Source organism: Cytobacillus kochii (assembly GCF_044790165.1).
Lineage (GTDB): Bacteria > Bacillota > Bacilli > Bacillales > Cytobacillaceae > Cytobacillus > Cytobacillus kochii.
Genome location: NZ_CP085254.1, coordinates 2807719 through 2833828 on the forward strand (window position 1 = coordinate 2807719; position 26110 = coordinate 2833828).

Genomic DNA, 26110 nt, shown 5'->3' on the forward strand with positions numbered 1-26110 from the left:
TCCCCCTTAATTCTCTTTATTTTCAATGACAGACTTAATTCCTATTTGATCTAAAACTTGATAAATTCTACCTGCCATTAATTCATATCCTCGATCATTAGGATGGAAATGATCTGTGAATAGTAGATTTTCTTCACTCGTTTCAAAAATATCATCCACATTTACAAAGTACATGTTCTCATACTCACCTAGTACTTGTTGGCTGGCTATATTCCACTGACGCATGATCAAACTTAGCTCTTTAATACTCGAAAACCATTCTAAAAAAGGGTTATATAATCCCACTAATAAAACTGTGCTCTTCGGATTATATTCTCGAATGGTATGTAGAATTGTATTTAAATTATCTTCAAAAACATCTTGTTCTTTTTCAAAAGCAGCGACATTTAATTTAGTAAAATTAGATCGGACTACCTTCATAATATCATTGCCACCAATAGTAATAATAACGAGATCCGATTCTGTTACCGCATTTTTTACTTTGTCCATATTAAGCCGTTCTAATAATTGGTTTGACCGATTCCCTTTTACACCATAATTAATAAAACTTGTATAATTAATCGACCGATGCTCCTCTAAGAGCTTTTCCAAATAGGGTATATACCCACCACTTTCAGTCGTGTCGCCTACACCCTGGGTCAATGAATCACCGATTGATACGACATTTAAATCGATGGGAAAAAATTCTGCAGGAATATCTTGTTTAGTTAAATCCTCCATTTGTTTTGCTTCAGCGGCCTCATTATCGCTTGTCATCGCATTGGTATTACAACCCGCCAATAGAACCATGATTGATAGTAATAAGGTGAATATTCTTTTCAATTCTTTCTCACCTCTTTATTAAAGTATGTTTCATTATATCATGTTGTGGTATTCACATAAAAAAGTGTGATTACTTAATAATATTAAATTATACTCTTTTAACCACTATTAAACTTAAATGAAGAGAATAATTTAAATAAAATACTATCTATGGGACCAGAAGAGACATTTTTTCACTTGATAATTTTATGAAATAAAGTTAAAAGCAATACTTAAAGAGGTAAATATATTAGCACAAAAAAAGAAGCAAGAACAAGCTTTGAGTTTACACTTTAGGCTTGGACTTGCTTCTAAGATCTGTTTAATGAAATTATTGTATTTTTTTTATATCGGCAATGATTTCTTCATAAGGAACATCGGATACACCATCATAATCCTTCATAACCACACCATTTTGATCGACTAAATAAATTGAAGTCTGATGAATGACTTGATCATCATTCTTTGGTTTTTTTACTAATGACTTGAAAGAATCAACAGCAAAGCTTTCAATCTCTTCTTGGGTATAGCCCGTTAAAAAATGCCAGTTTGAAAAGTCTATTTCATAGTTGTTCGCAAAATCTTTTAATGCCTCAGGACTGTCCACAGTTGGATCCACACTAAAAGAAACAAACTCTACATTTTCAATCCCTTCTTCTTTAACCTTATCTTGCAATTGACTCATATTATATGTCATTGGTGGACAGACCGTTTCACAGCTAGTAAAAATAAAATCAGCTATCCAAACTTTCCCTTCTAAATCACTTAAACCTACAGCTTGATTGTCTTGATTAGTATAATTAAAATCTTCCACATCATAGTTTAGTGCATTTTCTATTCCACTCTGGCCACAAGCGGCTAGAATAATTGTAAAAAGACCAATAACCGCGACTAATTTTTTCAACACTGTCACCTGCTTTTATGTATTTATCAATTCAACATTAATGTAACAAACGAAATTGTTTGAATGAAGAAAAAAGTATGACATCTATGTGAACAAAGGAAAATAATGCAAATACCTCTTCTAATAATCGAATAGAAGAGGCATTTACTGCTTAAAGGTTATTCGATGTGATAACAAAAACCAATTGCGCCTTCACCGGTATGGGTACTAATAATTGGTGTTGTATCCTCTATTGTTACATGATTAAATCCTGTTAATTCACTGATTACTTCTTTCAGTTTTCTTGCTAATTCTAACCCACCCGCATGGGTAATTCCTACACTTTTAATCGTCTTTCCTTTTGCATCTTCTACTAATTGTTTGGATAAAAACTTTATCACTTGAGAGTGACTTCGTACCTTTGTTATGGGTGTATACACGCCATCTGCTAACGATGCAATCGGTTTAATATTTAATAGAGAGCCGATTAAACCTTTTCCTTTGCCTATTCTTCCACCTTTAATCAGGTTTTCCAAAGTGTCTACAACAACATAAAGTTTCGTATTTTCTTGAATTTCTTGAATTCTCTGGATAATACGCTTGTAATCTTCTCCCTTATCTGCGAGTTCAGCAGCAGCTATGACTTGAAATGCCAACGCTTTTGAAATGAAGCGAGAATCAATAACAGTCACATTGGCCTCTGTTATGTCTGCGGCCGTTCGAGCAGAATCAACTGTCCCACTCATTCCTCCAGTCATATGGATAGAAATAATTTCATCGTAACCATCTTTGTTTAGTTGATCATACAATTCTACAAATGTCCCTGTTGCAGGTTGAGAACTTTTAGGAAGCTCATCAGACTGTCGCATTAAATCCAGAAATTCTTGGGGCGTAATATCGACACGGTCCTCATAAGATTGTCCATTAATATTGATTGTTAATGGTACAACAGCTATATCTAACTTTGTAATCATTTCAGCTGATAAGTCAACAGTTGAATCCGTTACAATTTTTATTCTAGTCATTCATTCACGTCCTATCATAGCAATTCAACCTTCATTATACATGTATATCACTACGATTAAAAGATTTATGTTGAAACGTCTTTATACTGTCAAAATTACAATAAAAAAGATTATTACATCTATTTTATGATTTTTTTAGTTAGGTAAACTGGACAAATAATCAATAACAAAACAATAGATTTCAAAATAAATGTTAACAAAAATACATGATTTTGAAAGGCATATTAGCTTTTATATCTATGTGGACCCTCTTTATAACTTTCTCAACTTGTTCACTACACTAAAAAAAGACCCCTTTACGGGATCTATCATGCATTGCTTTTTAATTCTTTTGTTTGAAATACCATCTCAACATCTGACCACTTCATCACACGTTTTAAATACTCTTTAAATGAGTACACAGTTGTCTTACAATGTTCCGTATGATAAATTTTCGTTACAAACTGCTGTAGTCGAATGTGTACTAAGAAAAAACAAGGACTATCCTTATCCACTAAAGGAATCTCTGTAATCTTCACCTTCTGTCCAAATACATTTCTGAACTCTAGGCTTTTACATATCAAAATATCAATCCTCATTTTCACCCGTTTAATCGTATTATACATCATTTCGTTTAATAATTCTTCTAGATTTTTTGCGCTTAATGAAATTATGATGAGGAGCTTTCCAATGCTTCTAATTGTTCTTTCTTTAACTTTCTGCGATAAACGATTTTTGATAAGGTAATACTGATTTCATATAGGACAAGAAGCGGAATACTAACGATAATATCTGACATTAAATCAGGTGGTGAAATAATAACAGAAATCACTACAAGAACAAAATAAGCGTATTTCCTGATTTTTGTTAACACGTATGGGTTTATAATCCCGAGGGATGTTAAAAACATCGCCACAACTGGCAATTCAAATAGTATTCCAAAAGGCAACGTCATATGAAATATAAACTGAAAATACTTATCTACCGTAAAACTCATTTCCATCATACCTTCACTTAACCCCGTCAAAAAGTTAAACAATGTAGGCATAATGACAAAATAACCAAAGCTTAGCCCAACTAAAAACAATGCAAAAAGAGCTGGAATGTAAGCTAATGTAACTTTTCTCTCTTTAGGCACAAGTCCAGGTTTAACAAATTGCCATAATTGCAATGCTACAACTGGTATTGTCCCAGCTATGGCAATAACAGAAGCAATCGTAAAATACACCCAAATGATATCACTCGGACCAAGTACAATTAACTGCTCTTTCAAATCACGGACAAACCATTGGTAAATATGATCGACGAACAGAAAACCGACAATAAAAAACAATACAAATGCCACTATACAAAGAATTAACCGCTTTCTTAATTCCTCTAGATGCTCAATATAATTCAATTCTTCTTGTTTCATAACCTACTCCTGCTTCGTTTTCATTTAACCTGTTGAATCTTGCTTCACTTCTGTCCACTATTTAAGACGAACAAAATGGAAAACCCACACAAAAAACGAGAAACATGTGGTTAGGTCAAAAGTAGTTGATTACCTTGACTAATACATGTTTCTAATTTTCACAATTATTCATTTTCATAACTATATGTAGCCCTATCGATTAGGCCTTTTTATTCATTGTCTCTCTCTCAGCATCATCGTCATTGGCTAATTCTTTCGTAGATTTCTTAAACTCTCTTAATGTATCACCAAGCGCGCGACCAATTTCGGGTAATTTCTTTGGACCGAAGATGATGAGTGCCAGCACAAGAATAAGAATAAGTCCTGGAAAACCTATGTTTGAAAACATGAAAAACATCCCCTTAAACTGTTGTTCAAGCCATCCCCATTATAGCGTTATTTTAAAAGAAAAGTCAATTAATTCCTAACAATCATTAGACTAAAAGATGAAACAAATTTTCATCATTGTTAATTTCTTGGTAAGAGAATCCTTTTCTATTCATGCGCTCGATTAAACTATGATTATCGCGTCGATTCTTTAGCTCAATACCGACTAGAGCTGGACCACTACCTTTATTGTTCTTCTTTGTATATTCAAATCTTACAATATCATCCGTAGGACCAAGCACCTCATCTAAAAACTCTCGTAATGCCCCTGCTCTTTGTGGAAAATTAACAATAAAATAATACAATAATCCTTCGTACAATAAGGATCGTTCTTTAATTTCCTGCATTCTTTCAATGTCATTATTTCCACCGCTTAAAACACATACAATTGACTTTCCTTTAATCTCCTCTTTATAAAAATCTAAAGCTGCAATTGATAATGCTCCTGCTGGTTCGGCAACAATTGCATGCTCATTGTATAATTCTAATATTGTTGTACAAACTTTTCCTTCTGGGACACTAATAATGTCATCTACATATCGTTTACAAATATCAAATGTCATCTCGCCCACTCTTTTCACTGCTGCACCGTCGATGAATTTATCAATTTCATCTAGAGCCACCACTTGATTTTGTTGAACGGATTCCTTCATCGAAGAAGCTCCTTCAGGCTCGACACCAATCATTTTCGTTAAAGGTGACACACTTTTAATGTACGTAGACAAACCAGACATCAATCCGCCCCCGCCAATACTTGCGAAAACATAATCAATTGGTTCATCGCAATCATGAAGCATTTCAACAGCAATAGTTCCTTGGCCAGCTATCACATGCTCATCTTCAAAGGGATGAATAAATGTGCGACCTTCCTGATTACAGCACGCCTGAGCCTCTGCGAATGAATCATCAAATGTATCGCCTACAAGTATAATTTCAATTGAATCTTTGCCGAATAATTCAACTTGGCTTACCTTCTGTTTAGGTGTAGTTGCCGGCATAAAGATTTTCCCATTAATACCTAATCGATGGCAAGCATAGGCCACCCCTTGTGCATGATTACCTGCACTCGCACAAACAACGCCGTTCTTTATACGTTCCTCTGGTAATGACATCACTGAATAATAGGCACCTCTTAGTTTAAAAGAGCGTACATGTTGCAAATCTTCCCGTTTAATATACACATTGCACTCATATCTTTCAGACAAGCGATTATTTTTTTGCAGCGGTGTATGGGCAACGATATCCTTTAAGTGCTGGTACGCAATCAAGATATCCTCCAATTGCACCATTTTCTCTTTCACTGCTCTCTGTTCCATTTGTCAACTCATCCCTTTTCCTTTTGTAATTTGTACATTATAACATGAGAATAATAGATTGATGCACAATTTTTTAAAAATTCATGTTTTTTTAAAAATGAAAACGGTTACTTTATTTCTGATTTTTAATTTCCAATAAATGGAGGTTTAATCATTTACTTCCTAGAAAAAAATTGATGAGGAGATTATAGTGAATCGGACATAAGACATGGAGTACATACACTTAAAATTGTTACCGAGCAATAATGGGTTGCACGCCTTTTTAGAAGTAAAAACTGGATAAACGCTTTTTCAAGTGTGATTTTCTCGTTATTCATGGTATAAGAGCAAATTGGCAATGTCATTTTACGTGCAAGAGTCAGAAGAAAAAAGGAGACAACTGGTACAAATCATTTTTTCTTACAAGAATCACCAGAAAAAAGAAAACTGTAGGCGTACCCACCCATAACACATAATTGTTTTTGGACATTCTTAAATAATCAAAATAAAAGATTGATAGCTTAACGTTTATAGTTACGTCGCATAATGCATTTTCTTACTCCCTGCCTGTTTTAGGGTAGGCAAATAGATAAAGAGCAAACACTTCATAGGAGACCATGAAAAAAACACGAAGCCTCTTCGTGTTTTTAATGACTCCATAAAGAAGCCGTCTATTTTATTTTCTAACATACACTTGAAATTCGTAATCGTAAGCATTTTTTTCGTCTTTGCTTCGTTTCTCGACGGACACTTGTTTCCATTCAGTGAGGTCGAATGATGGAAAGCTTGTGTCACCCTCGATTTCAGCATGAATTTTAGTAATATAGAGCTTATCTGCATAAGGTAAAGTAGATTGATAAATTTGCGCTCCACCAATGACAAAAACTTCCTGCTGTTTTTCTTGACTGTATGTAATTAATTGTTCAATCGAATTTAATACTGTTGCTTGCTCTGGAGAAAAATCTGTATTCCTAGTAATGACAATATTTTCTCTTCCTGGTAGTGGTCTTCCAAGTGAGAGCCATGTTCTTCTCCCCATAGCAACTGGGTGACCTAACGTCGTCTCTTTAAAAAACTGCAAGTCCCCTGGTAAATGCCACGGTAACTGATTATCTTTTCCTATCACTCTATTCTCACTCATTGCCCAAATTAATGAAATCATTTTCATATCCTCCAATCGGCACTAGCAATTAATTATAAGTTTAATATAATTCTCTGCACTTGAAAAGAAAATCCAATAATAAAGCTTCTCAGCAAAAGAAAAGCACTCATACCATGAAGAGTGCTTTTTCTACTTAAACGGCAACTGGGGCTTTAATTGTTGGATGAGGATCATAGCCTTCAATTGCTAAATCTTCCATTTCTATATCAAAAATCGAGGTTTTATTGTTATCAATTCGTAGTTGCGGCAATGCCTTTGGTGTTCTTGATAATTGTTCCTGTACTTGCTCAAGATGATTCGAATAAATATGCGCATCACTGATTGTATGAACAAACTCACCAACCTCTAAACCACACTCATGAGCAATTAAATGAGTGAGCAACGAATAGGAAGCCACATTAAATGGAATCCCTAAGAAGGTATCGCCACTGCGTTGTAATAGATGGCAACTCAACTTACCATTTATGACATAAAACTGGAACATGGCATGACAAGGAGGTAATGCGGCTTTGCTTCCTTTTCCACCTGCATTGATCACATCTTCAGGATTCCATGCATTCACAATGATTCGTCTTGAGTCAGGGTTATTTTTTATCTGTTCTATCGCATCTTTTAACTGGTCAAGCTCTTCGCCAGTTGAAGCAGTCCACTTTCTCCATTGCTTTCCATATACATTTCCTAAATCTCCGTATTTTTCTGCAAACTCATCGTTAGTAAGGATTCTTTCACAAAACTGTTGTAATTCTTTTTGATAGATTTCATTAAACTCGCTATCAATTAAACAACGTCTACCAAAGTCTGTCATATCAGGACCGTTATATTCATCTGATTCAACCCATTTTTTAAATGCCCATTCATCCCAAATATGGTTATTATGCTGCAATAAATAGCGAATGTTTGTATCACCTTTAATAAACCAGAGTAATTCACTTGCAATTAAACGGAACGGTACACGCTTTGTTGTAAATAATGGGAATCCTTGACTTAAATCGAAACGCATTTGATAGCCAAAAACACTTAAAGTTCCAGTACCAGTACGATCTTGTTTTTTTTGTCCATTTGTTAAAATATGTTGTAGCATGTCTAAATATGCCTGTTCTGGATGTTTCTCCATGATACTCACCTCTTAAACTTTATATCTTAATGATTATGGGCCATTTGTCTAATAAAAGAAAACGTTTTTGGCGCATTTTCATACAAGTAACTTCTCGTTTCTACATTCAAAAAATAAAGGGCAAAACTCTCAGCAAAATATTCTTCGGAAAACGTAGAGAAATAGGAATCATTTGGAAATAATCTTGGTTGCTCTTCTTGCCAAATACGAATAAATTGGCTATTCGAACGGATTTCCTCAAAGATATAACGATCAATGGAATGTGCCAGCTCATGCAATTCCAAATTAACGGAGCCATGGTCCATCCCTTGGTCACTATAGCCTATTTTTACAAGCACTGTTTTCCCTCCACCAATGCCTGGAACTTGATCCCATGTCGTTGATGAAGTATATCCACGTGGAATCATTCCAGTTAGATGTCTTACGCTAGGATTCTCTGTCAACCTGCCTGAAAAAAGCTTAATCTTAATATTTTGATTGTCTATTTTTTGTAATAAGGTAGAAGGTAATTGGTCCAAGCGGGATATGATGGCAGCTGCTTCTATTTCATCAAAAGATTCTGTTGGTAATAAGACAATCTCTCCTAACAAATCTTCTGATGTGAGATCCACTGCTTGCTTTAGGTCTGAAGAATATGAATAGTTCTTTAACTGAATCGCACCGATATCGGCTTGTGAACTTCCCATTAATGTTAAGGAAACAACTAAAAATAAGCCTGTAAATATCCACTTTTTCATAGCTGTTCCTCCCTTTTCTATCATTAATCGTATCATTACTAGTCTATTAATTATATCATAGATTTTCATTAAATATAAAAAGGACTAATCAAAGATCAGCCCTTTTAATCTCGCACACTTATGAATAAGAACGAACAATATCGCTTAAGCTAGCAGCTTGCGTACCATTCCCTACCGCTGCAAATTTCCAGTCTTGACCATGGCGGTAAATCTCACCAGCAACTAAACTTGTTTTCCCATCATAATTTTCCGTTAAGTTAAAATGAATTAACTCTTGATGGTTATTTGAATTGACAATGCGAATAAAAGCATTCTGAATCATTCCAAAATGTTGTTTTCGTTTTACACAATCATAAATATTAACAACAAATACAAGTTTATGGATATGACTTGGAATACGACTCAAATCGATAAGGATTTGTTCATCATCACCATCTCCATCGCCTGTTAAATTATCACCGGTATGTTGTATGCTTCCATCACCACTTTTTAAATTACCAAAATAAATGACATCTTTATTGCTACGTAATTTATCGTTATCCCCAAGCAAAATAACCGAAGCGTCACAATCGATATCGACACCCCCACCGCCTCCAAAGAGACCAGCTAATAGTCCACCACTACTTTTTTGCTTTACTGGATCCCATCCTAAACCAACAAGTATTTTTGAAAGACTTGGATTCCCTTTTGTTAAATCTACTCTTTGTCCCTTTTGTAAACTAATCGCCATTGTTTATCTCCCCTTTGTTTTTTTATCTCTTGTTCTTCATATTGCGAAAATTATCTTGTAATTGTTCTAATTTTTTCGTTCCTTCTTCTCTTAATTTGCGATTCTCTTCCTCAATCGACTTTGTTTCTTGCATCCCCTTCATGATGATATCCCAAGACTGTTCAATTGTTTCAATCTTAATACTTGGTCCACCAGCAAGTCTTGCAATGTCTGTACTTTGTTGTGATATATTTTGCGCATTTCTAACTAACATTTCATTTGTTCTGCGATCTAATTCACTCATCGAATCAGCAACGAGCTTTTGCCTTTTCGCTGCCATCGCTTGAATAAGACCATTTTTGAAGATTGGAATCGTCGTCACAAAAGCTGAATTAATTTTCCCAATTAATTTCGTATTCCCTCTTTGAAGCATGCGGATTTGTGGTGCCGTTTGTAATGCAACCATTTTCGCCATTTCTAAATCATACACTCGTTGATCTAATAATTCGACTGCATTTCTTAGAGTATCTAATTGCATAGAGGCCATTTGATCACCTGCAATTGCTTTTTGCTCTAATTGTGGCAATTGATTGACTTTCAGTTCATCAGATTTCATCTGACCAGCAACAGCATACTGTTCAAGTGAAAGGTAATATTGATAGTTTTCCTCATACATCCTATCTAACGTAGTAGTTGCTTCAACCATTTCATTTTGATATTTAGAGATTTCAACATAAATTTTATCGATTTCCTTGCCCATTGTTTGGTATTTTCCAAACAGCTTTTCAATGAGTTTTTCGCCCTTTTTGAAGAGTTTATCAAAGAAACCTGGCTTTTCTTTCTCAAAATCTTTCGGGTCAAACTGATCCATAATTTTTCCTAGCTGTTTCAATAATTCTCCGGAATCCTCTACTTTTGTTGTTCTCATATTGCCGAGAATTTGATCAGAAAACTTGGATATTTCCTCAGCTGGTTCTTTACCAAATTCTAAAATTTGAATTTGATCGCGCTCGTCTATTGAGGCAGAGAGTTGTTGAACCTCTTTATTTTCTCTTAAAGCTAGTTTAATTTGACTTGCAGATGCTTCTGTTAACTTGTCTTCTGGGTTTGTTGAAATGACATCCAAATTCGTTTGCATACCAGATGAATTCATTTATTTCACTCCTTTATAACTTCTTGAAAATTTTAGTTAGTGCAGATTTTATGAAAGATGGTTCTTTATACTCTAATTCAAAAATGACATCTTCCAACCAATGAACATCATATAAACGCTCATCAATATAATTCTCAATATCATTATGTCCTGCTGGATTATAAACAGTGATATCCACACCGAACTGATTCATTAAAAGTAGCAATACGGCATCATGGCGACTCATTAAGCCATTTAATTCGTTGTTATATAAGATAAGCTTAGGTACATCTTGTGAATAATCAAAACGTTGAATGAGTTGTAGCATCTTACCTTGGAGTTGCATACTTTGAGCGAAAATATAAACCTTTAAATCTTCTTCAGATTCATTTGCTTGTTTTTTTAATAATGATTTTTCACAAATTTTTCTTATCGCATAGGCTATCCCTTGCTGTAAGCCATTAGGTAAATGCTTGTAAGTCCAAAAATGAGCATTCATCACTTTATCTGGATCAACTAATCCGTCTTGATCAAGTGCATTACGATAATGGTAGCGATAATCGCTGCTCACCCCTTTTGAAAAAGGAAAAGAGCGGATTAAATAACTATGATCGTTTTCCTCAAGTGTGTGAAGCCTTTCCCAGTATTCTTTGCGGTCTCTACTGACACCTTGAATTTTTGCAAATACGTGCGGAATTTTCACAACCTTGCCTGCCACTTCAAAATTAGGGCGAATCATCGCCTTTTCTTTAACAAGTAGAAAAAGTTCATCATAAGTTGTTTTCAACGTAAGCGACGCGGGCAAATATTCTCGTAATTGCCATGGCTTAAAAATACCTGATCCATCTTGATTAAGTATCGATTCTATTTCTTTTGATGCACGATAGGCAACGGTCGATTTTCTTTGTCGCTTTTCAGTTGGAAAAGGTTCAGCCTCATTCTTATTTTGAAAATGATGCACCGGAGTATTTGCCCAATCTAATTGAAACGAGGCAAACGCATCTTCTCCACTAGGTGATATGTAAATCACATCACAACCGAGCGAAAGTAAATAGTAAATAAAGTAAGCATGCGTTTTTTTATAAGGTCCATACCAAATAAATTTCGGGAGCTTTACTGTTAAATCAGCGTTGGTTAAGCTTTCTCCCAAATGGTTATGAGACCATTTAATAAGATCTGTTAAGATTCTACGCAAATCATTATGCTTAAGCCCACCTTCCTCTTTATCAGAGAAAAGTTGTAATGTTTCCATTAATGCTTCGCGGATTTTACGCTGAATAGCTGGTAGTTCTGAACGAAGTAGTAATCCTTCCCCATCTAAAAATGCCACAAATCGATTAATTGAAAGCTGCTGATCTCTATGGATATTAATAACCTTTTGAATGGACTTAAAATGTTCATTATTCATCGATTTGTCTAAATGGTCTTCACCGATTACTGAAATATCGAACGTTGGATCATGAGCTAGGTCAAACAGTTCATTATAATAGGCATCCTCGTCTAATGGTACACCTAATAACCGGAGAAAGATTTGATTATAAGTAAGTGTACGATTGGCCACCTCATACATCGGCCTTTCATTTAGTGGCGTTTTTAATGCTTCTTTATACCCTTCATATGTAACTGCCATTCGGATATTTTTCACATGACTATGAGTGACATTCATTGACTGATCCCTTCCCTTTAATACATTCGTCTTACAGGTTCAATTTGTATATATATTGTTGTTTTAGAAACAATGATTATAAACACGTATCCATTTCATCTTAACATAATTAGTTACGATATGAAGCTATTGAATAAGGGCTTCTGCCATTTTCACCATTTACTGTGGTTATGCATATAGTTGCATTACTAAGGATACCTGTATTTGCTTCAAACGAAAGGATAAATGTAATCAAAGGATGGATTAAAAATGAGAATGTTAGCGAAGCGTTCCAAGTTACCTAATATCGATTCAGAATTAAAAATACTAGAACAAACTTTAAATTCCTCAATATTTATAATGCTTGATTTACTCTTTTTGGCTGCCTTTCTTTCATTATTCACCTATACAGTTCACCAGTCCATTTTCTACACGAGCATGATCTTTATTTTCTTTATCACAGCTGGATTGGTTGTATTTTCTGTTGTAAATCGGATCTTTCGCTCTGGTCCGCAGGATTGGTAACTGTCTGAAGTATTTTAGTAAGAAATTCTTCAGTTGCCAGTATCCCTTTTTCCTTTGTTAACCAATGAGAAGACTTTTTTAAATGTTGAGCCAGTTCTCCATGAGCAGGAACAAATGATTCATCACAAATTTTTAAAAAGTCATAATCTAATAATGAATCTCCTGCACCGAATAAATATTGGGCCCCTTCATTTTCTACGATATACTGTAGTGCCCTACCTTTGCTAATCGCATTGGGTATAAAATATAATTTTCTACCTTGCAAAGAAATACGCCATCCAAGCCCTTCTGCAGTTAGGCGTATTTCAGCCAATTGGCAATCTGACAATGTTTCCATTAGCACATAGTAGAAAAACCAACCATCTGCTTCACGCAATCTACCCTTTATCTTAAATGGGAATAAATGATTCAATAGCTTCTCTTTCGTTCCACTCTTATCATAGACTTCTCGCTTGATACTTTCTTCCCAATTAAGCAAAGGCTGACCATTATATAGAATTTGTGCGCCATTGGCAACAACTGCATAACGATGGCTAAAAGGAAATTCAATCCGCTCAAATTGTTGCCGTGTTCGTGTAGTAATTGGCACGAACAGAAGGGTATTGCGAATTTGTTGTAATAATTTTATGGCACGATCACTCATCACAGATAAAGCTTTATTATTTTTATATTCAACAACGGTTGCAGTTTTACTTGGAATTTCTTCCAATTGCGATATCGCTGTCTCTGAATAGATTAATGTCCGATCTAAATCTGAGGCAAAAATTCCTCCTCTCATTGGATAACCTTCTTAATTAGCCCACAACATGTATAGCTCATTTGTGGATAATGAACCAATTCAATCTTTCTCTCCTCAGCAAGTGCAAACAAATGCTTTAGATAAGGACTCTTTTTATCTTTAATCAGTATTTTCCAAGGTACCCTTCTTAAAGCTACTCTCGTCGTTTCACCTACACCTGGTTTAACGAAATGAGAAGATTCGATCCCGAACTCCTTTTGGATTCTTAGTATTTCATTCATACCTGAAAAGGTCGCTCCGTAATTTCCATCCACTATTTTACTTGCTTCCTGCTTTGCTATAGAAACAACTTTTTGAAATTGCTGAGTTATTGTGTCTAAATAGATGTTTGATAAATCCTCATCAATCATATGATGATAATATTTCGCCCCATGAAAATCCTTTTCACCAATCCATTGATTATTTAAGACCGTCCTGCTGACAAGTCCAGAGACAGTCGAATTTAAGCAAGCACTCGGAATTAAAAAGTCTTCCCTCGTTCCAAATACGGTTGTACAATGGCCAGGGTCAGCTAAAACAGCCAATGTATCATCAATTTTCACCCCATATTTATGAAAGAATAAGTGGCATGCATTTGTTAATTCTATCGAAATGGCACCTTTTCCTGTCCAACCGTCTACGAATTGAATCATTCCCTTTGAATGTTTTTCTAAAATATAGTGAAGGGCATTTTCATCGATTCCTCTATCTCTAATAATAGAAATACTATAATGTGGCAAATCTACATGGTATTTAAAAAACAAATATCTTTTAATTAAAATGCCTATTGGTGTACCTGCTCTCGCTAGTGAAACCAAAACTGTCTGTTTGCCTTTAGCTGCATAAATCTGTTCTGCTACAACAGCTATACTTATAGCCACTTTCTCTTTAAATTCGTCTAAAGAACGAAAGAAAAGGTCGATATACGCTTTTGGTGGCTGGTATTCTATTGGTAAGGTTTCACTATAATGAGCACCTGATTGAATGGCGTGTTCTCTGTTTTCTGTTGTATCTTCTAAACGGATATGACTTAAATCCTTTAAAAGAAAGGTGACCTCTCTCGGGTCATATGACCCAAACATAGGCTGCCTGGCGACAATAGTCAAATCACCTCACTCCTTTCAAAAAGACGACTTGAATACTTGGTATCTTTATCTGTTGTAAAAACTTGCTTAAAACCTGTTCATCTACTAATCTTTCAAAAAAGATAAATACTTCATCATATGTTTCCGGTGGAATATTATAGATATAGTTCACCACTTCTTCCATTTCAGGGCTAGGAAAAGTCATACCAAAGCGTGCACCATAGGATTGTTTATTATGGACATGAATAGGGCTACGGGTTGTACTTTGATACTTTACACTCCCCTCCATTAAGCTAGCTATTTTCATTGGCAAATACATAAACTCACCTGTGCCGATACATAAAATATGTTTACCCTTTCTTTTTTGATCAAGAAATGTTGCAACCTTCTCTGCTTTTGAATTTAATAAAACGTTCACTTTACTATCCAAACCGAATCGACCACTCTCAGCAATATAAGGAACAGTGTGGAAGGGAGACTTTTGATTTGTCGTAGGATAATACTTAGAAGCAAACAGCATAGGTAATTCTTTTTCTATGTAAATTTCATTCATTTCTGTAGATGGATGGTACAGGTCTACACTTTCTTCCTCCTTAATAACTGGGTTCCCATCTACTTCAACCTCGCCAGCAAGAAGGGATATATGACGTATAGTGATATCTAACGCTTCCTCTAATTCAATAAATGCATTCTTGTTGGTCTCATTTCTCCAATCAAGAATAGAAACAACAGTATAATGCTTCCTCGGAAACTTATCATGTAATGATGTGATAATATTTCGCGCTGTCTTTCCAGTCGTCACTTCATCATCTACTAATATAATTTCCCGACTATTTTGCAACAAATTGGCATCGATATAACAACGATGAGAAGTAGCGTGTGAATGCTCTTCCTCAAAATGAATGATCGATTCAACGCTTAAAAGATCTTCTCTCGTTGTATGAAAATAATCTGCATTCTTAAACGCTTGAAAAAATGCCTGACCGAGCGCTGTCGCAGTTTCTGCAAAACCAATAATGATGGGAGAATATTGATCGCCAATAAATGCTGTATCACTAAATTTCGTTTGCTTATTTTTCAGTACATCCACAAAGGGTGATGACGGCGAAAGCTTTTTCCCTTCCACATCCTTTAGGTAGCTTTCTGCTAATAACAGTCCCGTTGCTAATCCTTTTGCCGGCGAGATAGGCAGATGTTTTCCTAACACTTTACTAACGAATAAAAAGGATCTTTTTTTATTCTTTCTTGCTGCCATCTGGAATAATTCATCGAATTTAAAATGGTAAGGATTATAGTTGATATTTAGCTTCACCTGCATGGGCTCGATGACGTCTATCATGTGATAACTGTTGGAAGAAATCAATTGTGTTGTATTGTTCATTTAGCACCCCGTAAACTCTTGATTTTAACTCTATTTTCTTTGCCCAATCATAATGGGGCTTCATTTCGTTCATTTTGTTCTGACTGGCACTTTTCATCACACCATGGGCCCCATTTGAATGATTTAATATATCCATTGCATCATTGTATTCTTCATAAGTCACAGTGTTTAAAGCTTGTACCGGCGTAATTTGCGTGGGATGTATAATCGTTTTTCCGATGATACCATTACTAATATCGAGCAATATTTCTGCTATGAATCCTCTCATCTCTTTCGGCAGTTTGTTCATAAATGACGAGGATTCCATGATTTGCTCCGTTTGATTACTTAGTAAGTTAACTTTTTCTTTAGAAACAAAGTGCTCCCAAACAGGTCCAGAAAGTAAGTAATGATTAGGTGCCCTTTGAAAAAAGTTCATAATGTCTGCTAAACAATCTCTCAATACAGCAATATCATATATTGAAGTGGATGTGTTTCTTCTTATTCCTAATAGTCCACAAAAATCTGTCGCCCCAATCCGGATATTCAAAATAAAATGAGCGTACTTATCGAATATTCCCTTTAGTTTTTTTAACTCTTCCATTCTTGTTTCTTTAAATAGAACTTCTTTCGTTTCAAGGATTGGCATCGCATATAATTCATGGCCACTATTTCGTAAATCACTTACGAGTTGCAGCATTTCTTCACCATCGATTGAAGAGAATTTTGGAATGACAATACCAGTTAGTAACTGCCATTCCTCTTTAAATAAAGTGATTAACCGGACTAACTGCTCTTTATTTCTTATACGAATAAAAAGCAATGGCAATTCTTCTAATGTAATAAAGCCTCTAGAAATATCTTGTCGAAGTTTATGTAATGAATGCTGCAACCCCCTTTCCGCTACTTCCACTTCCAGATCACCAATACTATCTTCCAAACAAATGACAACTGATGTTAGACCAGCGTGCTTTTTATTAATCAAATCTTGATGGATAGCAGGACGTGTTGCAGGCATATAAAGGGTAGCTGCTAATGCATATGCAAGCTCATTCTTCGGTGTGTATTTATTAAATGTCGTCGGTTCTTTAAAAAAGTACTCATCTAGTGCAGCTTGAGATAAATCTGTAAATAACCTCATACGCCAACTCCTTTTTTTAATTTCGGAAAAAATTTAATAGAGGGGACCCAGAAATAATTGCAATTATTATCAGATATTGGAAGAGATTGATGGAGTGAAAAAAGAGGGATGAAGCAATTCATCCCTTTTTCTTATGAGCCTGCTGCTTCAGTACGTTTTCTCTTCGCATGTACAATAAAAGTAATTGCAAAAACAATCACAAGTACACCAAAGAAATACATATGATCAATGTGAATACCTCCTGCACTTAACAACATCTTTAAAGAGATTAATAGAATAAGAATATAAGAGCTTGTTTCAAGTTCAGGTACACGGTCAATTAATTTTAAGAATACTCCTGCAACACCCCTCATCATAATGATACCTAGCATACCACCAACAAGAAGTACCCATATTTCTTGACTCACACCTAGTGCTGCTAAAATGCTATCAATTGAAAAAGCAATATCCATTAATTCAACGGCAATAACTGTTCCCCAAAATGTCCCGAACAGACGAATTAATAAGCCTCGTTGATTGATTCCTTCCAACGCTTCTTCGTCTTCTGCTTCTTCTGCTTTCTTTTTGTCGATAAAATATTTAATAGCTAACCAGCCTAAGTAAGCGGCTCCTAACACTTTTATCCACCAAAATTTAATTAAAAATACACCTACACCTATCGCTAAAAAACGGAAGAAATAAGCGCCAAGTAACCCATAAAAAAGTGCTTTCTTTCGTTGTTTTGGTGGTAGGTGCTTAACCATTACTGCTAAGACAAGCGCATTATCGGCTGAAAGCAAGCCTTCTAAAATGACCAATGTGCCAATCAGCACCCATGCATCTGGTCGAGATAATGCCTCAACCCACATATCCCAATCAAAGAAACTAGAATAGGTATGTAGGATTCCATCGATAATTTCCATAGTGAATTTTTCCCCCTGATCAACTTTATATACTATCGTTCCTCACCTAGTATATACGAATATGTACTAGAAAAGTTTCAATTTTTGAAATTAACTCATCCATTTTGGCGGGGTATTTTTATCCCAATAGATGGATCCAAGTTCATGGTGAGTTTGGAATTGATCATAGGCAGTATGATAATGGAAATTAAACCAATAACCTTGCTGCGGTGGATGATCTCTTCTGACATGAAAACGAATGACATCTTTTTGCTTTGTCTCATCTGCTATATGAAAAATTCGTTCTGAAACGCCCGCAGAGGCCGTTTCAGTGATACTCAAATGATGCAGATTCTCCTCTGTATACTGCTCTGCAACTTCTGAAATCGCCTTTTCTATATTAGGGAGTATGACGATTTGAAATTCTGATTCAATGACCGGTTTAATTTTTTCACCAAACTTTTCGAATGAATGCTTTTCCGCGGAAGTAACCATTTCCTTTATAAAATCCTCCCTCGAAACTTGTGAAGTTTCTTCTACACTTACATCTGGTAAGCTTTCAGCTAAAACTGCTTTTCTTGGCGACTTATCTTCATCATGCTGAATAGGTAATAAACTCGTTGGTGTCACCAATCCAAATGTAAAGATTGTCACCATCACCACTAATGATTTTCTTAACCAACTCGGCAAGTGTATCTCCTCCTCAGATGACTTTCATTATTTATTTAAAAATGCCACTTTTCTCAATACGGGAAACAACTTCTAATAATGTTTCTTCTGATTGGACAATACCCATGCGTACATAACCTTCGCCCCATTCACCAAAGGCAATTCCAGGTGTTACAACAACTCCTGCTTTTTCAATTAATTCAAGTGCGAATGGCTTAGATTTCATTCCAACCGGTAATCTCCCCCATACGAACATCGACCCTTTAGGTAAAGCCACATCCCAACCTACTTCTCGTAATCCAAGAACAAAAGAATCTCTTCTTTTTTTATAGACCGCTCTCAATTCATCTAAAAAGGACGAATCATCAGCTAACGCCTGTACAGCAGCCATTTGAATAGGATAAAAAACGCCATAGTCAAGGTTAGACTTTAGATTACTTAGAAGAGAAATAACTTTACGATTTCCTGCAGCATAAGCCACACGACACCCTGCCATATTAAAGCTTTTAGATAACGAGTTCATTTCAATCCCTACATCCATCGCACCATCCACTGATAAAAAACTAATTGGCGCCTCTTCAAAATATAATTCAGAGTAAGCAAAATCGTGGAGAATGACAATCTCATTTTCTTTCGCATAATCGATTGCTTGTCCAAAAAATTCTTTTGTCGCCAGGGCAGGAACCGGATTTCCAGGATAATTTAGAATCATTAACTTTGCTTTTTTACTAACTTCTTTTGGAATATCAGCGAAAGAAGGTAAGTAATCATACTCTTCTTTTAACGGCATACGATACATTTGCCCTCCTGCAAGATTCACACCTGCTTCGTACGCTGTATAACCAGGATCTGGAACGAGTACTATATCACCAGGATTACAAAGCACCATTGGTAAATGGACCAAACCATCTTGTGAGCCCATCAGTAACGTGGTTTCTTCCTTCGCATCAAGGGTTACGCCGTATTTTCTACTGTAATAATTCGCCACTGCCTCATGAAACTCTGGAATCCCTTTTAATGTGTAACCATAAAGCTTTGGATCACTTGCCATTTCGCCCATCATCTTTGTTATAATGGGAGGAGGTGGTAAATCGGGACTACCGACACTAAGATCGATTATTTTTATGCCTTCTTCTAGTTTCCGTTGCTTGATTTCAGCTAGTTCCGAAAAAATACTCTCTTGGAATTGCTCCATTCTCGCTGCCATTTGAATATTCATGTTCATTGCCTCACAAAATTTTTCTTTTATTCTACCATATTTTATCACTTTTTGGGCATTGGTTCATGATTAATTGCTGCTTTTTTGGGGGATATATACAAATAAGAATATAAGAAGGGGGAAGGTACATAATGGATTCTAGTTGGATTGCGCTTGTTGGTGGTTTAGTACTACTTGCTTACTTTGTTTATATGTGCATCACTGATTAAAAAACGTTTACCATTATTAGTTTCGATTGCTGTAGCCATTAGGAAGGCAACAGCAATCTTTTTATCTTTTTTCCCACACACCGTAGTGGAATTTCGCTGATTTACGTTTGATTTGCTGAAATGCAAAGGCTTGGAATCTTTCACTACGGAAATGATCCTTCAATACCACTCTCTCTTTAGACACGCGCTTCGCCTCAATAATCATTTCATCAGTTAAATCACCTTTGTATGTAATCGAATGTAATGCATTGATATTAGACGATTCTTTTATCGTTGTTTCAAACATGGGATCAATATAGACACATTCAAAGGAAGAATCAGCTACAGATTTCAAGTAATCGATGGCTAAATCATGAACTACTTCGATTCTTTCCATACTGTTTTTCATGATTACGTTATCATTTGGCCATTCTTTCAGACCTTGACCAACGAAATACGCTATCACTTTACTTGCTTCTAACCCAATTACCTTCCCGGTCTCACCTACAGCATAACTTGCCACAATGCTATCTGAAGCTAGCCCAAGTGTGCAATCAAGAAAAGAAGAACCCGCTTTTAGTTGACAAATTTCTATCAAAGGATCATGTTCACCTTTTTGCAAACGCTTAAGGCGGAACATTGCTGAACTAGGATGAAAGAAAAAAGGTCTTTCCTCACCCACTTTATATAGTTCCATTCGCCCTTTTCCAACGACAATTCCGTTCGTTTCGTATTGATTGACCATACTCTTTATTGTTCTTTTTCTTCTATGTAAAAAGGGAAGGTTCAGCGTCATTGCTACCTGTTTTGCCTTATTGGTTTCGTCAGGATTTGTCCTTGCTGATGTTGTAACAAACATCAAAACACCTACTTATTTTATTGAAATTAAAAAGCAACAGTCAGGATAAGAGTGCTCCTAACTGCTGCATTCAATCACCTTTTATCGTGTGATCCTTTTTATAATTTATTATCAAACGCTGCTAATAAATTGTGCATAATTTCTTCCATAGAGTGATCTTCAATATCATGACGTGGAATAAAATGTACCACTTCTTTCCCTTTAAGAAGGGCCATAGATGGAGAAGACGGCTCAATACCTGTGAAATATTCACGCATTTTCGCTGTTGCATCTTTATCTTGACCAGCAAAAACTGTCACTAAATTGTCTGGTTTCTTTTCTGCATTTAATACAGCCTGAGTCACTGCTGGTCTTGCTAATCCTGCTGCACAGCCACAAACAGAATTCACGACAACTAATGTTGTACCTTCTGCTTGCTCCATATAATCGTTTACTTGTTCTTCAGTTGTTAATTCGCTAAAACCGGCCTGAACAAGCTCAGCTCTCATCGGCTTCACAACTTGTTTCATATACTCTTCATAAGCCATAGACATAAATATTTCCCTCCTTTACTAATGATTGCACAGTAAGCATACTATATTTCAAGCCTATATTGCAAAGTTATCGTTCTCCGATATAAAAGGAATAGCTCATGGTAGACGATAGACGATTGAATAATTGGAAATCCAAGATATTTATGACTGGGCGGATGCTTCTAAGTCTATGGCTGGATTCCACCTTTTTTGAGGTGTTGATGTATGTGTTTTTTTCAGATAACACCAAAAGTGCGGTGGTATCGCACGTCTCAAAGGGAGGCATACCCAGACACATTAATTAACTAACAAACGAAAGAACCCATATTTGAATAGTCTTACTATAAATTTTGCCTGAGGTTAGTCAATTAGCCATAAAAACTGCAACTAGCCGAAGTAACTATTGATTGCCCTTCCTCTCTTTTCTAAGCAAACTATAATGGACAGTACTGTTAGAACATCCGTTGATGAACACAGCGTCACAGTTTATACCTTCTTGTTTAAACCCTAGACGTTCAGATATATTTCTAATCATATTTGAAACAGCTCTCATTACTCAAAACCTGTTTGCACTGCTCTCTACCTTATTTGCGAGCCTGAGTGACTTGCAAATCCAATTTGCACTGCTCTCAACCTCATTTGCGAATCTGAGTGACTCGCAAATCCAATTTGCATAGCTCTCAACCTCATTTGCGAATCTGAGTGACTTCCAAATCCAATTTGCAAAGCGCTCAACCTCATTTGCGAATCTGAGTGACTTCCAAATCCAATTTGCAAAGCGCTCAACCTCACTTGCAAACCTGAGTGACTTGCAAATCCAATTTGCACTGCTCTCAACCTCATTTGCGAATCTGAGTGACTTCCAAATCCAATTTGCAAAGCGCTCAACCTCACTTGCAAACCTGAGTAACTTGCAAAACCTGTTTGCACTGCTCTCTACCCTATGTGCGAATCTGAGTGACTTCCAAATCCAATTTGCAAAGCGCTCAACCTCACTTGCAAACCTGAGTAGTGACTTGCAAAACCTGTTTGCACTGCTCTCTACCCTATTTGCGAGCCTGAGTGATTTGCAAAACCTGTTTGCATAGCTCTCATTCCCTTTTTCAAACCTGGTCGACGTGCAATTCCAGTTCACCCACTCTTTTTCACTCAACTCATGCAGGCACGCACACAACTCGACATAACACTATTCCTGCTGATGTAAAAACCTTCTATATCTATGTCTCTATCTCTACTTTTTGATCTCGTTTCTTTTGTACTGAACCCTGCTTATGCTCAGTTCTAACACAAAAAATTTAACTACTCTTCATCGTATACTGATAATGATTGAAAAAGGACACCTGCATGTTGCGCATGCAGGTGTCCTTCTAACTCATCCATTCTTTCGTGATTCTGTCATTTGCTTCCATACAGATCCTTTTGCTTCTTCGCCTTGCTCAATTCTTTCAATTGCTAGTTTAATTTGCAGACTTACTTCAAATTCATTATCATTTTCAGCTTCTTTTAAGGCAGGAAGCGCTTTTTCGTCGCCTACTTCGTATAGGAACATTGCTGCACGCCAGCGAACCAGCTTGCTTTTATCAGATAATGCTTCCATCATTTTTTCAGAAGCTTCTGGGAAGCCTAGATCTGATAAACAATCCCCCGCCGTTCTTCTCACTGTGACCGATTTATCTGTTAGCGCTTTATATAGATAAGGTAGCACTTGAACGTCTTCAATCATCCCTAAGTACACAGTTGCTAATCTTCGCACAGACGCTTTTTCATCTTGAAGGGCAAAGTCAAGTACATCTAAATCATCTAAGGAAGGATCAGCCATTTGCTCAAGCTTTTGATAGCGTATACGCCAGTCCTCCTCTTTTAAATCATCTGGAGTAAGTTTAAGACGGACTCTTGGTGCCAATGCTTCTTCTGATTCTGGACTTTGGGCTGCAGTGATGAGTGTTTTTACTCTTTCCTCTGGGTATGCAGCTAGAATCTCATCCACTACTTCTTTACCTACTTGTTCGAATTCACCATAACGCACTCCTAGTTCTTTCCACTTTCTTACCATGACTACATTATCATCAGGTGCTTGTGCATCACCTACAGCTTTAACATAAAGTTCCGGTAAGCCAAAGCGCTTTTCTTCTGTACCATCTGTTAATTTCACTTGCATCGGTATGCCTTTATACGTTTGCACAAAAGCTTGTACTTCACCAAAATGTTCATTAACTTCCGTTCCCCCAGCACTCTCAGCTTCTTCGCCAAAGGCTGCTCTCACTTGAGGAAGTAAATCTTTCCAATCGAATTTCGCATTTCGTTCGACTGCAAGAAAATCGGCTACATGATAGACACCTTTAATCCCATCTATTTTTAAGATATCAACAATAACTTCCGGCGCACCTTCAGCCTGACCTACTTTGTAATTATTGCTTGTCCCCATAGGCAGTTCTTTATCTAAGATCACCTTCATCGTATTTGGACTTGGTGTAGGTTCAATCGCTTTTATAATCAATGAAATCACCCTTTACTTTAATTATTCTCTCATGATAATTATTCTAACATAAATCATCGTCTACTTTCATTTATCTACATTGATTAAGCATCTGCCCATTCAGACAGATAACTCCAACGTTCAATTAGATATTCTAAATCATGATTTAGCTTTTTTTGTTCATCCATGAGCTGTTGAGCTTTCTCGAAATCACTACCAATATTGTTCATATCCTCATCGATTTCTTTCAAACGACTTTCAATCGCTTCCATTTTGTCATCGATTTGCTCCCATTCTCTTGCTTCATTATAGGAAAGCTTTTTCTTTTTTGGTTTACTTTCTTCCTTTACTTCTACTATCTTTTTCTCTTCCGCTTTTTTACTTGATGCTTGTTTTGATTTTTCAAGGTATTCACTATAATTCCCATAATAACTAGTTATTTCCCCATTTCCTTGTAATACAAGTAATTGAGTGGCGACTTTATCGAGAAAATAACGATCATGTGAAACCGTTATCACCACACCAGCGAAGCTTTCTAAATAATCCTCTAGCACCGTTAACGTCTGTGTATCAAGATTATTTGTCGGCTCGTCTAAAAGCAACACATTCGGTGAAGTCATTAAGATTTTCAATAAATATAATCTACGTTTTTCTCCACCTGAAAGTTTTCTAATTAATGTACCATGCATATAAGGTGGAAACAGAAAACGCTCAAGCATTTGTGCAGCAGATATCGTTTTTCCGTCAGTGGTTTCGATTACTTCGGCCGCTTCCTTTAAGTATTCAATCACTCTTTTGCTCTCATCCATTTCTTCACTTTCCTGTGTGTAATAAGCGATTTTAACCGTCTGACCGATGATTCTCTCACCTTTGTCTAACGGTAACTTGCCGGCTAAAATATTTAGAAAAGTGGTTTTTCCTGTCCCATTTTGACCAATAATGCCTAGTCGGTCACCTGGTTTCACTAGCAGGTCATAGTTTTTTAGGATGGCTAAATCACCATAATATTTTGTCGCTGATTTCAACTCAAATACTTGCTTTCCTAAACGACTACCACTTAAAGACATGTCTAATTTTTCACTTGAAGTAACATTTGTCAATTTTTCATCTAATTGATCAAAACGATCTATGCGCGCTTTTTGTTTGGTAGTTCGCGCCTTGGCACCGCGTCTCATCCACTCTAACTCTCTACGATATAAATTCCGTTGTTTATCGATTACAGCCGCCTCATTCTCCTCTCGGATCGCTTTCGCCTCAAGGAATGCTCCATAGTTACCTTTATAACTGTATAATTGTGCCGCATCAAGTTCAAACATCCGGTTTGTCACACGATCAAGGAAATAGCGATCATGTGTCACAAGCAGAATCGCTCCCCGGTATCGGGTAAGATGCTCTTCTAGCCATTGAACCGATTCATGATCAAGATGATTCGTTGGCTCGTCGAGAATTAATAAATCACTATCTTGTATCAACGTTTGTGCTAACGCTACCCGTTTTTTTTGTCCGCCTGACAATTCACCAACTTTTTTTTCAAAATCGGCAATACCTAGTTTTGTTAGGATGGTTTTGGCATTTGTACTTGCTTCCCATCCATTATTAGCATCTAATTTTTTTTGTAATTGGAAAAGATGCTCCTGTACTTCGCTATGATCTGGATGTTCATTCAAAGCGATTAATGCTTGCTCATACTCTCTTAAAAGAACGAGTAAAGGAGAATCGCCTGCAAATACTTGTTCAAGTATAGTCAATTGTTCGTCTAATTTAGGTTCTTGTTCAGCATAGGAGACTGAATAATCCTTAGGCGCAATAATCTCTCCAGCATCAGGCAAATCAATACCAGCGACGATTTTTAACAGTGATGACTTTCCTGTTCCATTTACACCAATTAAGCCGACGCGGTCATTTTCTCCGATAGTAAAATTAATTTGCTTAAATAGCTCTTTTTCACCGTAAGTTTTTGTTATATTTTCTAAAGATATATTTTTCATTTCGACCATCCATTCATTAATCTATCTAATCCAGCTATATTGCGGTTAGGCTATTAACTATTCTAATAGCTAATTGTAACATGAAAAATGGCGATCCGTGATATATT

At 36.2% G+C, this 26110-nt stretch carries 25 protein-coding genes; all 25 read right to left on the reverse strand.

The window, feature by feature from the left end; translation table 11 throughout:
• Nucleotides 1-6: 6 nt before the first annotated feature.
• The 25 genes from LG276_RS14355 to LG276_RS14475 all read right to left on the reverse strand — a co-directional run bounded on the left by LG276_RS14355 (nucleotide 7) and on the right by LG276_RS14475 (nucleotide 26003).
• A complete protein-coding gene (locus LG276_RS14355) occupies nucleotides 7-822 on the reverse strand; it encodes an SGNH/GDSL hydrolase family protein (RefSeq protein WP_233435227.1) in 816 nt (271 codons plus the stop codon).
• Nucleotides 823-1132: 310 nt separating this feature from the next.
• Nucleotides 1133-1708, reverse strand: a complete 576-nt coding sequence (locus tag LG276_RS14360; RefSeq protein WP_289434019.1) for an SCO family protein — start codon at nucleotides 1706-1708, stop codon at nucleotides 1133-1135.
• A 155-nt stretch (nucleotides 1709-1863) separates the two neighbouring features.
• Complete coding sequence (locus tag LG276_RS14365) at nucleotides 1864-2709, reverse strand: DegV family protein (protein ID WP_224937534.1); 846 nt, start codon at nucleotides 2707-2709, stop codon at nucleotides 1864-1866.
• 308 nt (nucleotides 2710-3017) lie between these two features.
• Nucleotides 3018-3272 carry a DUF2535 family protein gene (locus LG276_RS14370; RefSeq protein WP_095372867.1) on the reverse strand — a complete coding sequence of 85 codons (255 nt, stop codon included), beginning with the start codon at nucleotides 3270-3272 and terminating at the stop codon, nucleotides 3018-3020.
• 86 nt (nucleotides 3273-3358) lie between these two features.
• Complete coding sequence (gene tatC, locus LG276_RS14375; RefSeq protein ID WP_224937533.1) at nucleotides 3359-4102, reverse strand: twin-arginine translocase subunit TatC; 744 nt, start codon at nucleotides 4100-4102, stop codon at nucleotides 3359-3361.
• A 199-nt stretch (nucleotides 4103-4301) separates the two neighbouring features.
• Entirely contained in the window at nucleotides 4302-4490 is a 189-nt protein-coding gene (locus tag LG276_RS14380; protein ID WP_095372866.1) for a twin-arginine translocase TatA/TatE family subunit, read from the reverse strand.
• An 85-nt stretch (nucleotides 4491-4575) separates the two neighbouring features.
• Nucleotides 4576-5844 carry a threonine ammonia-lyase IlvA gene (gene ilvA, locus LG276_RS14385; protein WP_224937532.1) on the reverse strand — a complete coding sequence of 423 codons (1269 nt, stop codon included), beginning with the start codon at nucleotides 5842-5844 and terminating at the stop codon, nucleotides 4576-4578.
• A gap of 655 nt (nucleotides 5845-6499) precedes the next feature.
• Entirely contained in the window at nucleotides 6500-6985 is a 486-nt protein-coding gene (locus tag LG276_RS14390; protein WP_095372864.1) for a dihydrofolate reductase, read from the reverse strand.
• Between the two features lie 133 nt (nucleotides 6986-7118).
• Entirely contained in the window at nucleotides 7119-8099 is a 981-nt protein-coding gene (locus LG276_RS14395; RefSeq protein WP_251161862.1) for a thymidylate synthase, read from the reverse strand.
• A 26-nt stretch (nucleotides 8100-8125) separates the two neighbouring features.
• The gene (locus LG276_RS14400; protein WP_251161863.1) at nucleotides 8126-8836 is read right to left on the reverse strand and encodes an anthrax toxin lethal factor-related metalloendopeptidase; all 711 of its coding nucleotides are present in this window, start codon (nucleotides 8834-8836) and stop codon (nucleotides 8126-8128) included.
• 118 nt (nucleotides 8837-8954) lie between these two features.
• Nucleotides 8955-9566, reverse strand: a complete 612-nt coding sequence (locus tag LG276_RS14405) for a TerD family protein (RefSeq protein ID WP_224937529.1) — start codon at nucleotides 9564-9566, stop codon at nucleotides 8955-8957.
• Between the two features lie 22 nt (nucleotides 9567-9588).
• Nucleotides 9589-10683, reverse strand: a complete 1095-nt coding sequence (locus LG276_RS14410; protein WP_373370918.1) for a toxic anion resistance protein — start codon at nucleotides 10681-10683, stop codon at nucleotides 9589-9591.
• A 28-nt stretch (nucleotides 10684-10711) separates the two neighbouring features.
• Entirely contained in the window at nucleotides 10712-12343 is a 1632-nt protein-coding gene (locus tag LG276_RS14415; protein WP_404292205.1) for a YceG family protein, read from the reverse strand.
• Nucleotides 12344-12779: 436 nt separating this feature from the next.
• Nucleotides 12780-13625: a hypothetical protein gene (locus tag LG276_RS14420; RefSeq protein WP_251161865.1), complete on the reverse strand. Its 846-nt coding sequence runs from the start codon at nucleotides 13623-13625 to the stop codon at nucleotides 12780-12782.
• A complete protein-coding gene (locus LG276_RS14425) occupies nucleotides 13622-14707 on the reverse strand; it encodes a cysteine protease StiP family protein (RefSeq protein WP_251162024.1) in 1086 nt (361 codons plus the stop codon). Before LG276_RS14425 ends, LG276_RS14420 begins: the two co-directional genes overlap by 4 nt.
• A gap of 25 nt (nucleotides 14708-14732) precedes the next feature.
• A complete protein-coding gene (locus LG276_RS14430; RefSeq protein WP_404292207.1) occupies nucleotides 14733-16091 on the reverse strand; it encodes a phosphoribosyltransferase family protein in 1359 nt (452 codons plus the stop codon).
• On the reverse strand, nucleotides 16000-17211 hold the full coding sequence (locus LG276_RS14435) for an HpcH/HpaI aldolase/citrate lyase family protein (RefSeq protein WP_251161867.1): 1212 nt from the start codon (nucleotides 17209-17211) through the stop codon (nucleotides 16000-16002). Before LG276_RS14435 ends, LG276_RS14430 begins: the two co-directional genes overlap by 92 nt.
• A 131-nt stretch (nucleotides 17212-17342) precedes the next feature.
• On the reverse strand, nucleotides 17343-18113 hold the full coding sequence (locus LG276_RS14440) for a TerC family protein (protein ID WP_224937523.1): 771 nt from the start codon (nucleotides 18111-18113) through the stop codon (nucleotides 17343-17345).
• Between the two features lie 90 nt (nucleotides 18114-18203).
• Nucleotides 18204-18788 carry a YpjP family protein gene (locus LG276_RS14445; RefSeq protein WP_373370919.1) on the reverse strand — a complete coding sequence of 195 codons (585 nt, stop codon included), beginning with the start codon at nucleotides 18786-18788 and terminating at the stop codon, nucleotides 18204-18206.
• Nucleotides 18789-18813: 25 nt separating this feature from the next.
• Nucleotides 18814-19980: an LL-diaminopimelate aminotransferase gene (locus LG276_RS14450; RefSeq protein ID WP_251161869.1), complete on the reverse strand. Its 1167-nt coding sequence runs from the start codon at nucleotides 19978-19980 to the stop codon at nucleotides 18814-18816.
• 270 nt (nucleotides 19981-20250) lie between these two features.
• Nucleotides 20251-21027, reverse strand: a complete 777-nt coding sequence (locus tag LG276_RS14455) for a class I SAM-dependent methyltransferase (protein WP_251161870.1) — start codon at nucleotides 21025-21027, stop codon at nucleotides 20251-20253.
• A gap of 98 nt (nucleotides 21028-21125) precedes the next feature.
• Entirely contained in the window at nucleotides 21126-21560 is a 435-nt protein-coding gene (locus LG276_RS14460; RefSeq protein ID WP_224937519.1) for a BrxA/BrxB family bacilliredoxin, read from the reverse strand.
• Nucleotides 21561-22118: 558 nt separating this feature from the next.
• Nucleotides 22119-22469, reverse strand: a complete 351-nt coding sequence (locus LG276_RS14465) for a hypothetical protein (protein ID WP_251161871.1) — start codon at nucleotides 22467-22469, stop codon at nucleotides 22119-22121.
• 442 nt (nucleotides 22470-22911) lie between these two features.
• Nucleotides 22912-24036: a conserved virulence factor C family protein gene (locus LG276_RS14470; RefSeq protein WP_251161872.1), complete on the reverse strand. Its 1125-nt coding sequence runs from the start codon at nucleotides 24034-24036 to the stop codon at nucleotides 22912-22914.
• A gap of 83 nt (nucleotides 24037-24119) precedes the next feature.
• On the reverse strand, nucleotides 24120-26003 hold the full coding sequence (locus LG276_RS14475) for an ABC-F family ATP-binding cassette domain-containing protein (RefSeq protein WP_251161873.1): 1884 nt from the start codon (nucleotides 26001-26003) through the stop codon (nucleotides 24120-24122).
• Between the last annotated feature and the right edge of the window lie 107 nt (nucleotides 26004-26110).

What these genes read in the sequence shown, in the direction of transcription:
- LG276_RS14365 (WP_224937534.1), bottom strand. Translation starts at nt 2,709, where the DNA reads ATGACTAGAATAAAAATTGTAACGGATTCAACTGTTGACTTATCAGCT.
- tatC (WP_224937533.1), bottom strand. Translation starts at nt 4,102, where the DNA reads ATGAAACAAGAAGAATTGAATTATATTGAGCATCTAGAGGAATTAAGA.
- LG276_RS14380 (WP_095372866.1), bottom strand. Translation starts at nt 4,490, where the DNA reads ATGTTTTCAAACATAGGTTTTCCAGGACTTATTCTTATTCTTGTGCTG.
- ilvA (WP_224937532.1), bottom strand. Translation starts at nt 5,844, where the DNA reads ATGGAACAGAGAGCAGTGAAAGAGAAAATGGTGCAATTGGAGGATATC.
- LG276_RS14390 (WP_095372864.1), bottom strand. Translation starts at nt 6,985, where the DNA reads ATGATTTCATTAATTTGGGCAATGAGTGAGAATAGAGTGATAGGAAAA.
- LG276_RS14395 (WP_251161862.1), bottom strand. Translation starts at nt 8,099, where the DNA reads ATGGAGAAACATCCAGAACAGGCATATTTAGACATGCTACAACATATT.
- LG276_RS14400 (WP_251161863.1), bottom strand. Translation starts at nt 8,836, where the DNA reads ATGAAAAAGTGGATATTTACAGGCTTATTTTTAGTTGTTTCCTTAACA.
- LG276_RS14405 (WP_224937529.1), bottom strand. Translation starts at nt 9,566, where the DNA reads ATGGCGATTAGTTTACAAAAGGGACAAAGAGTAGATTTAACAAAAGGG.
- LG276_RS14410 (WP_373370918.1), bottom strand. Translation starts at nt 10,683, where the DNA reads ATGCAAACGAATTTGGATGTCATTTCAACAAACCCAGAAGACAAGTTA.
- LG276_RS14415 (WP_404292205.1), bottom strand. Translation starts at nt 12,343, where the DNA reads ATGAATGTCACTCATAGTCATGTGAAAAATATCCGAATGGCAGTTACA.
- LG276_RS14420 (WP_251161865.1), bottom strand. Translation starts at nt 13,625, where the DNA reads ATGAGAGGAGGAATTTTTGCCTCAGATTTAGATCGGACATTAATCTAT.
- LG276_RS14425 (WP_251162024.1), bottom strand. Translation starts at nt 14,707, where the DNA reads ATGTTTGGGTCATATGACCCGAGAGAGGTCACCTTTCTTTTAAAGGAT.
- LG276_RS14430 (WP_404292207.1), bottom strand. Translation starts at nt 16,091, where the DNA reads ATGAACAATACAACACAATTGATTTCTTCCAACAGTTATCACATGATA.
- LG276_RS14435 (WP_251161867.1), bottom strand. Translation starts at nt 17,211, where the DNA reads ATGAGGTTATTTACAGATTTATCTCAAGCTGCACTAGATGAGTACTTT.
- LG276_RS14440 (WP_224937523.1), bottom strand. Translation starts at nt 18,113, where the DNA reads ATGGAAATTATCGATGGAATCCTACATACCTATTCTAGTTTCTTTGAT.
- LG276_RS14450 (WP_251161869.1), bottom strand. Translation starts at nt 19,980, where the DNA reads ATGAATATTCAAATGGCAGCGAGAATGGAGCAATTCCAAGAGAGTATT.
- LG276_RS14455 (WP_251161870.1), bottom strand. Translation starts at nt 21,027, where the DNA reads ATGTTTGTTACAACATCAGCAAGGACAAATCCTGACGAAACCAATAAG.
- LG276_RS14460 (WP_224937519.1), bottom strand. Translation starts at nt 21,560, where the DNA reads ATGTCTATGGCTTATGAAGAGTATATGAAACAAGTTGTGAAGCCGATG.
- LG276_RS14475 (WP_251161873.1), bottom strand. Translation starts at nt 26,003, where the DNA reads ATGAAAAATATATCTTTAGAAAATATAACAAAAACTTACGGTGAAAAA.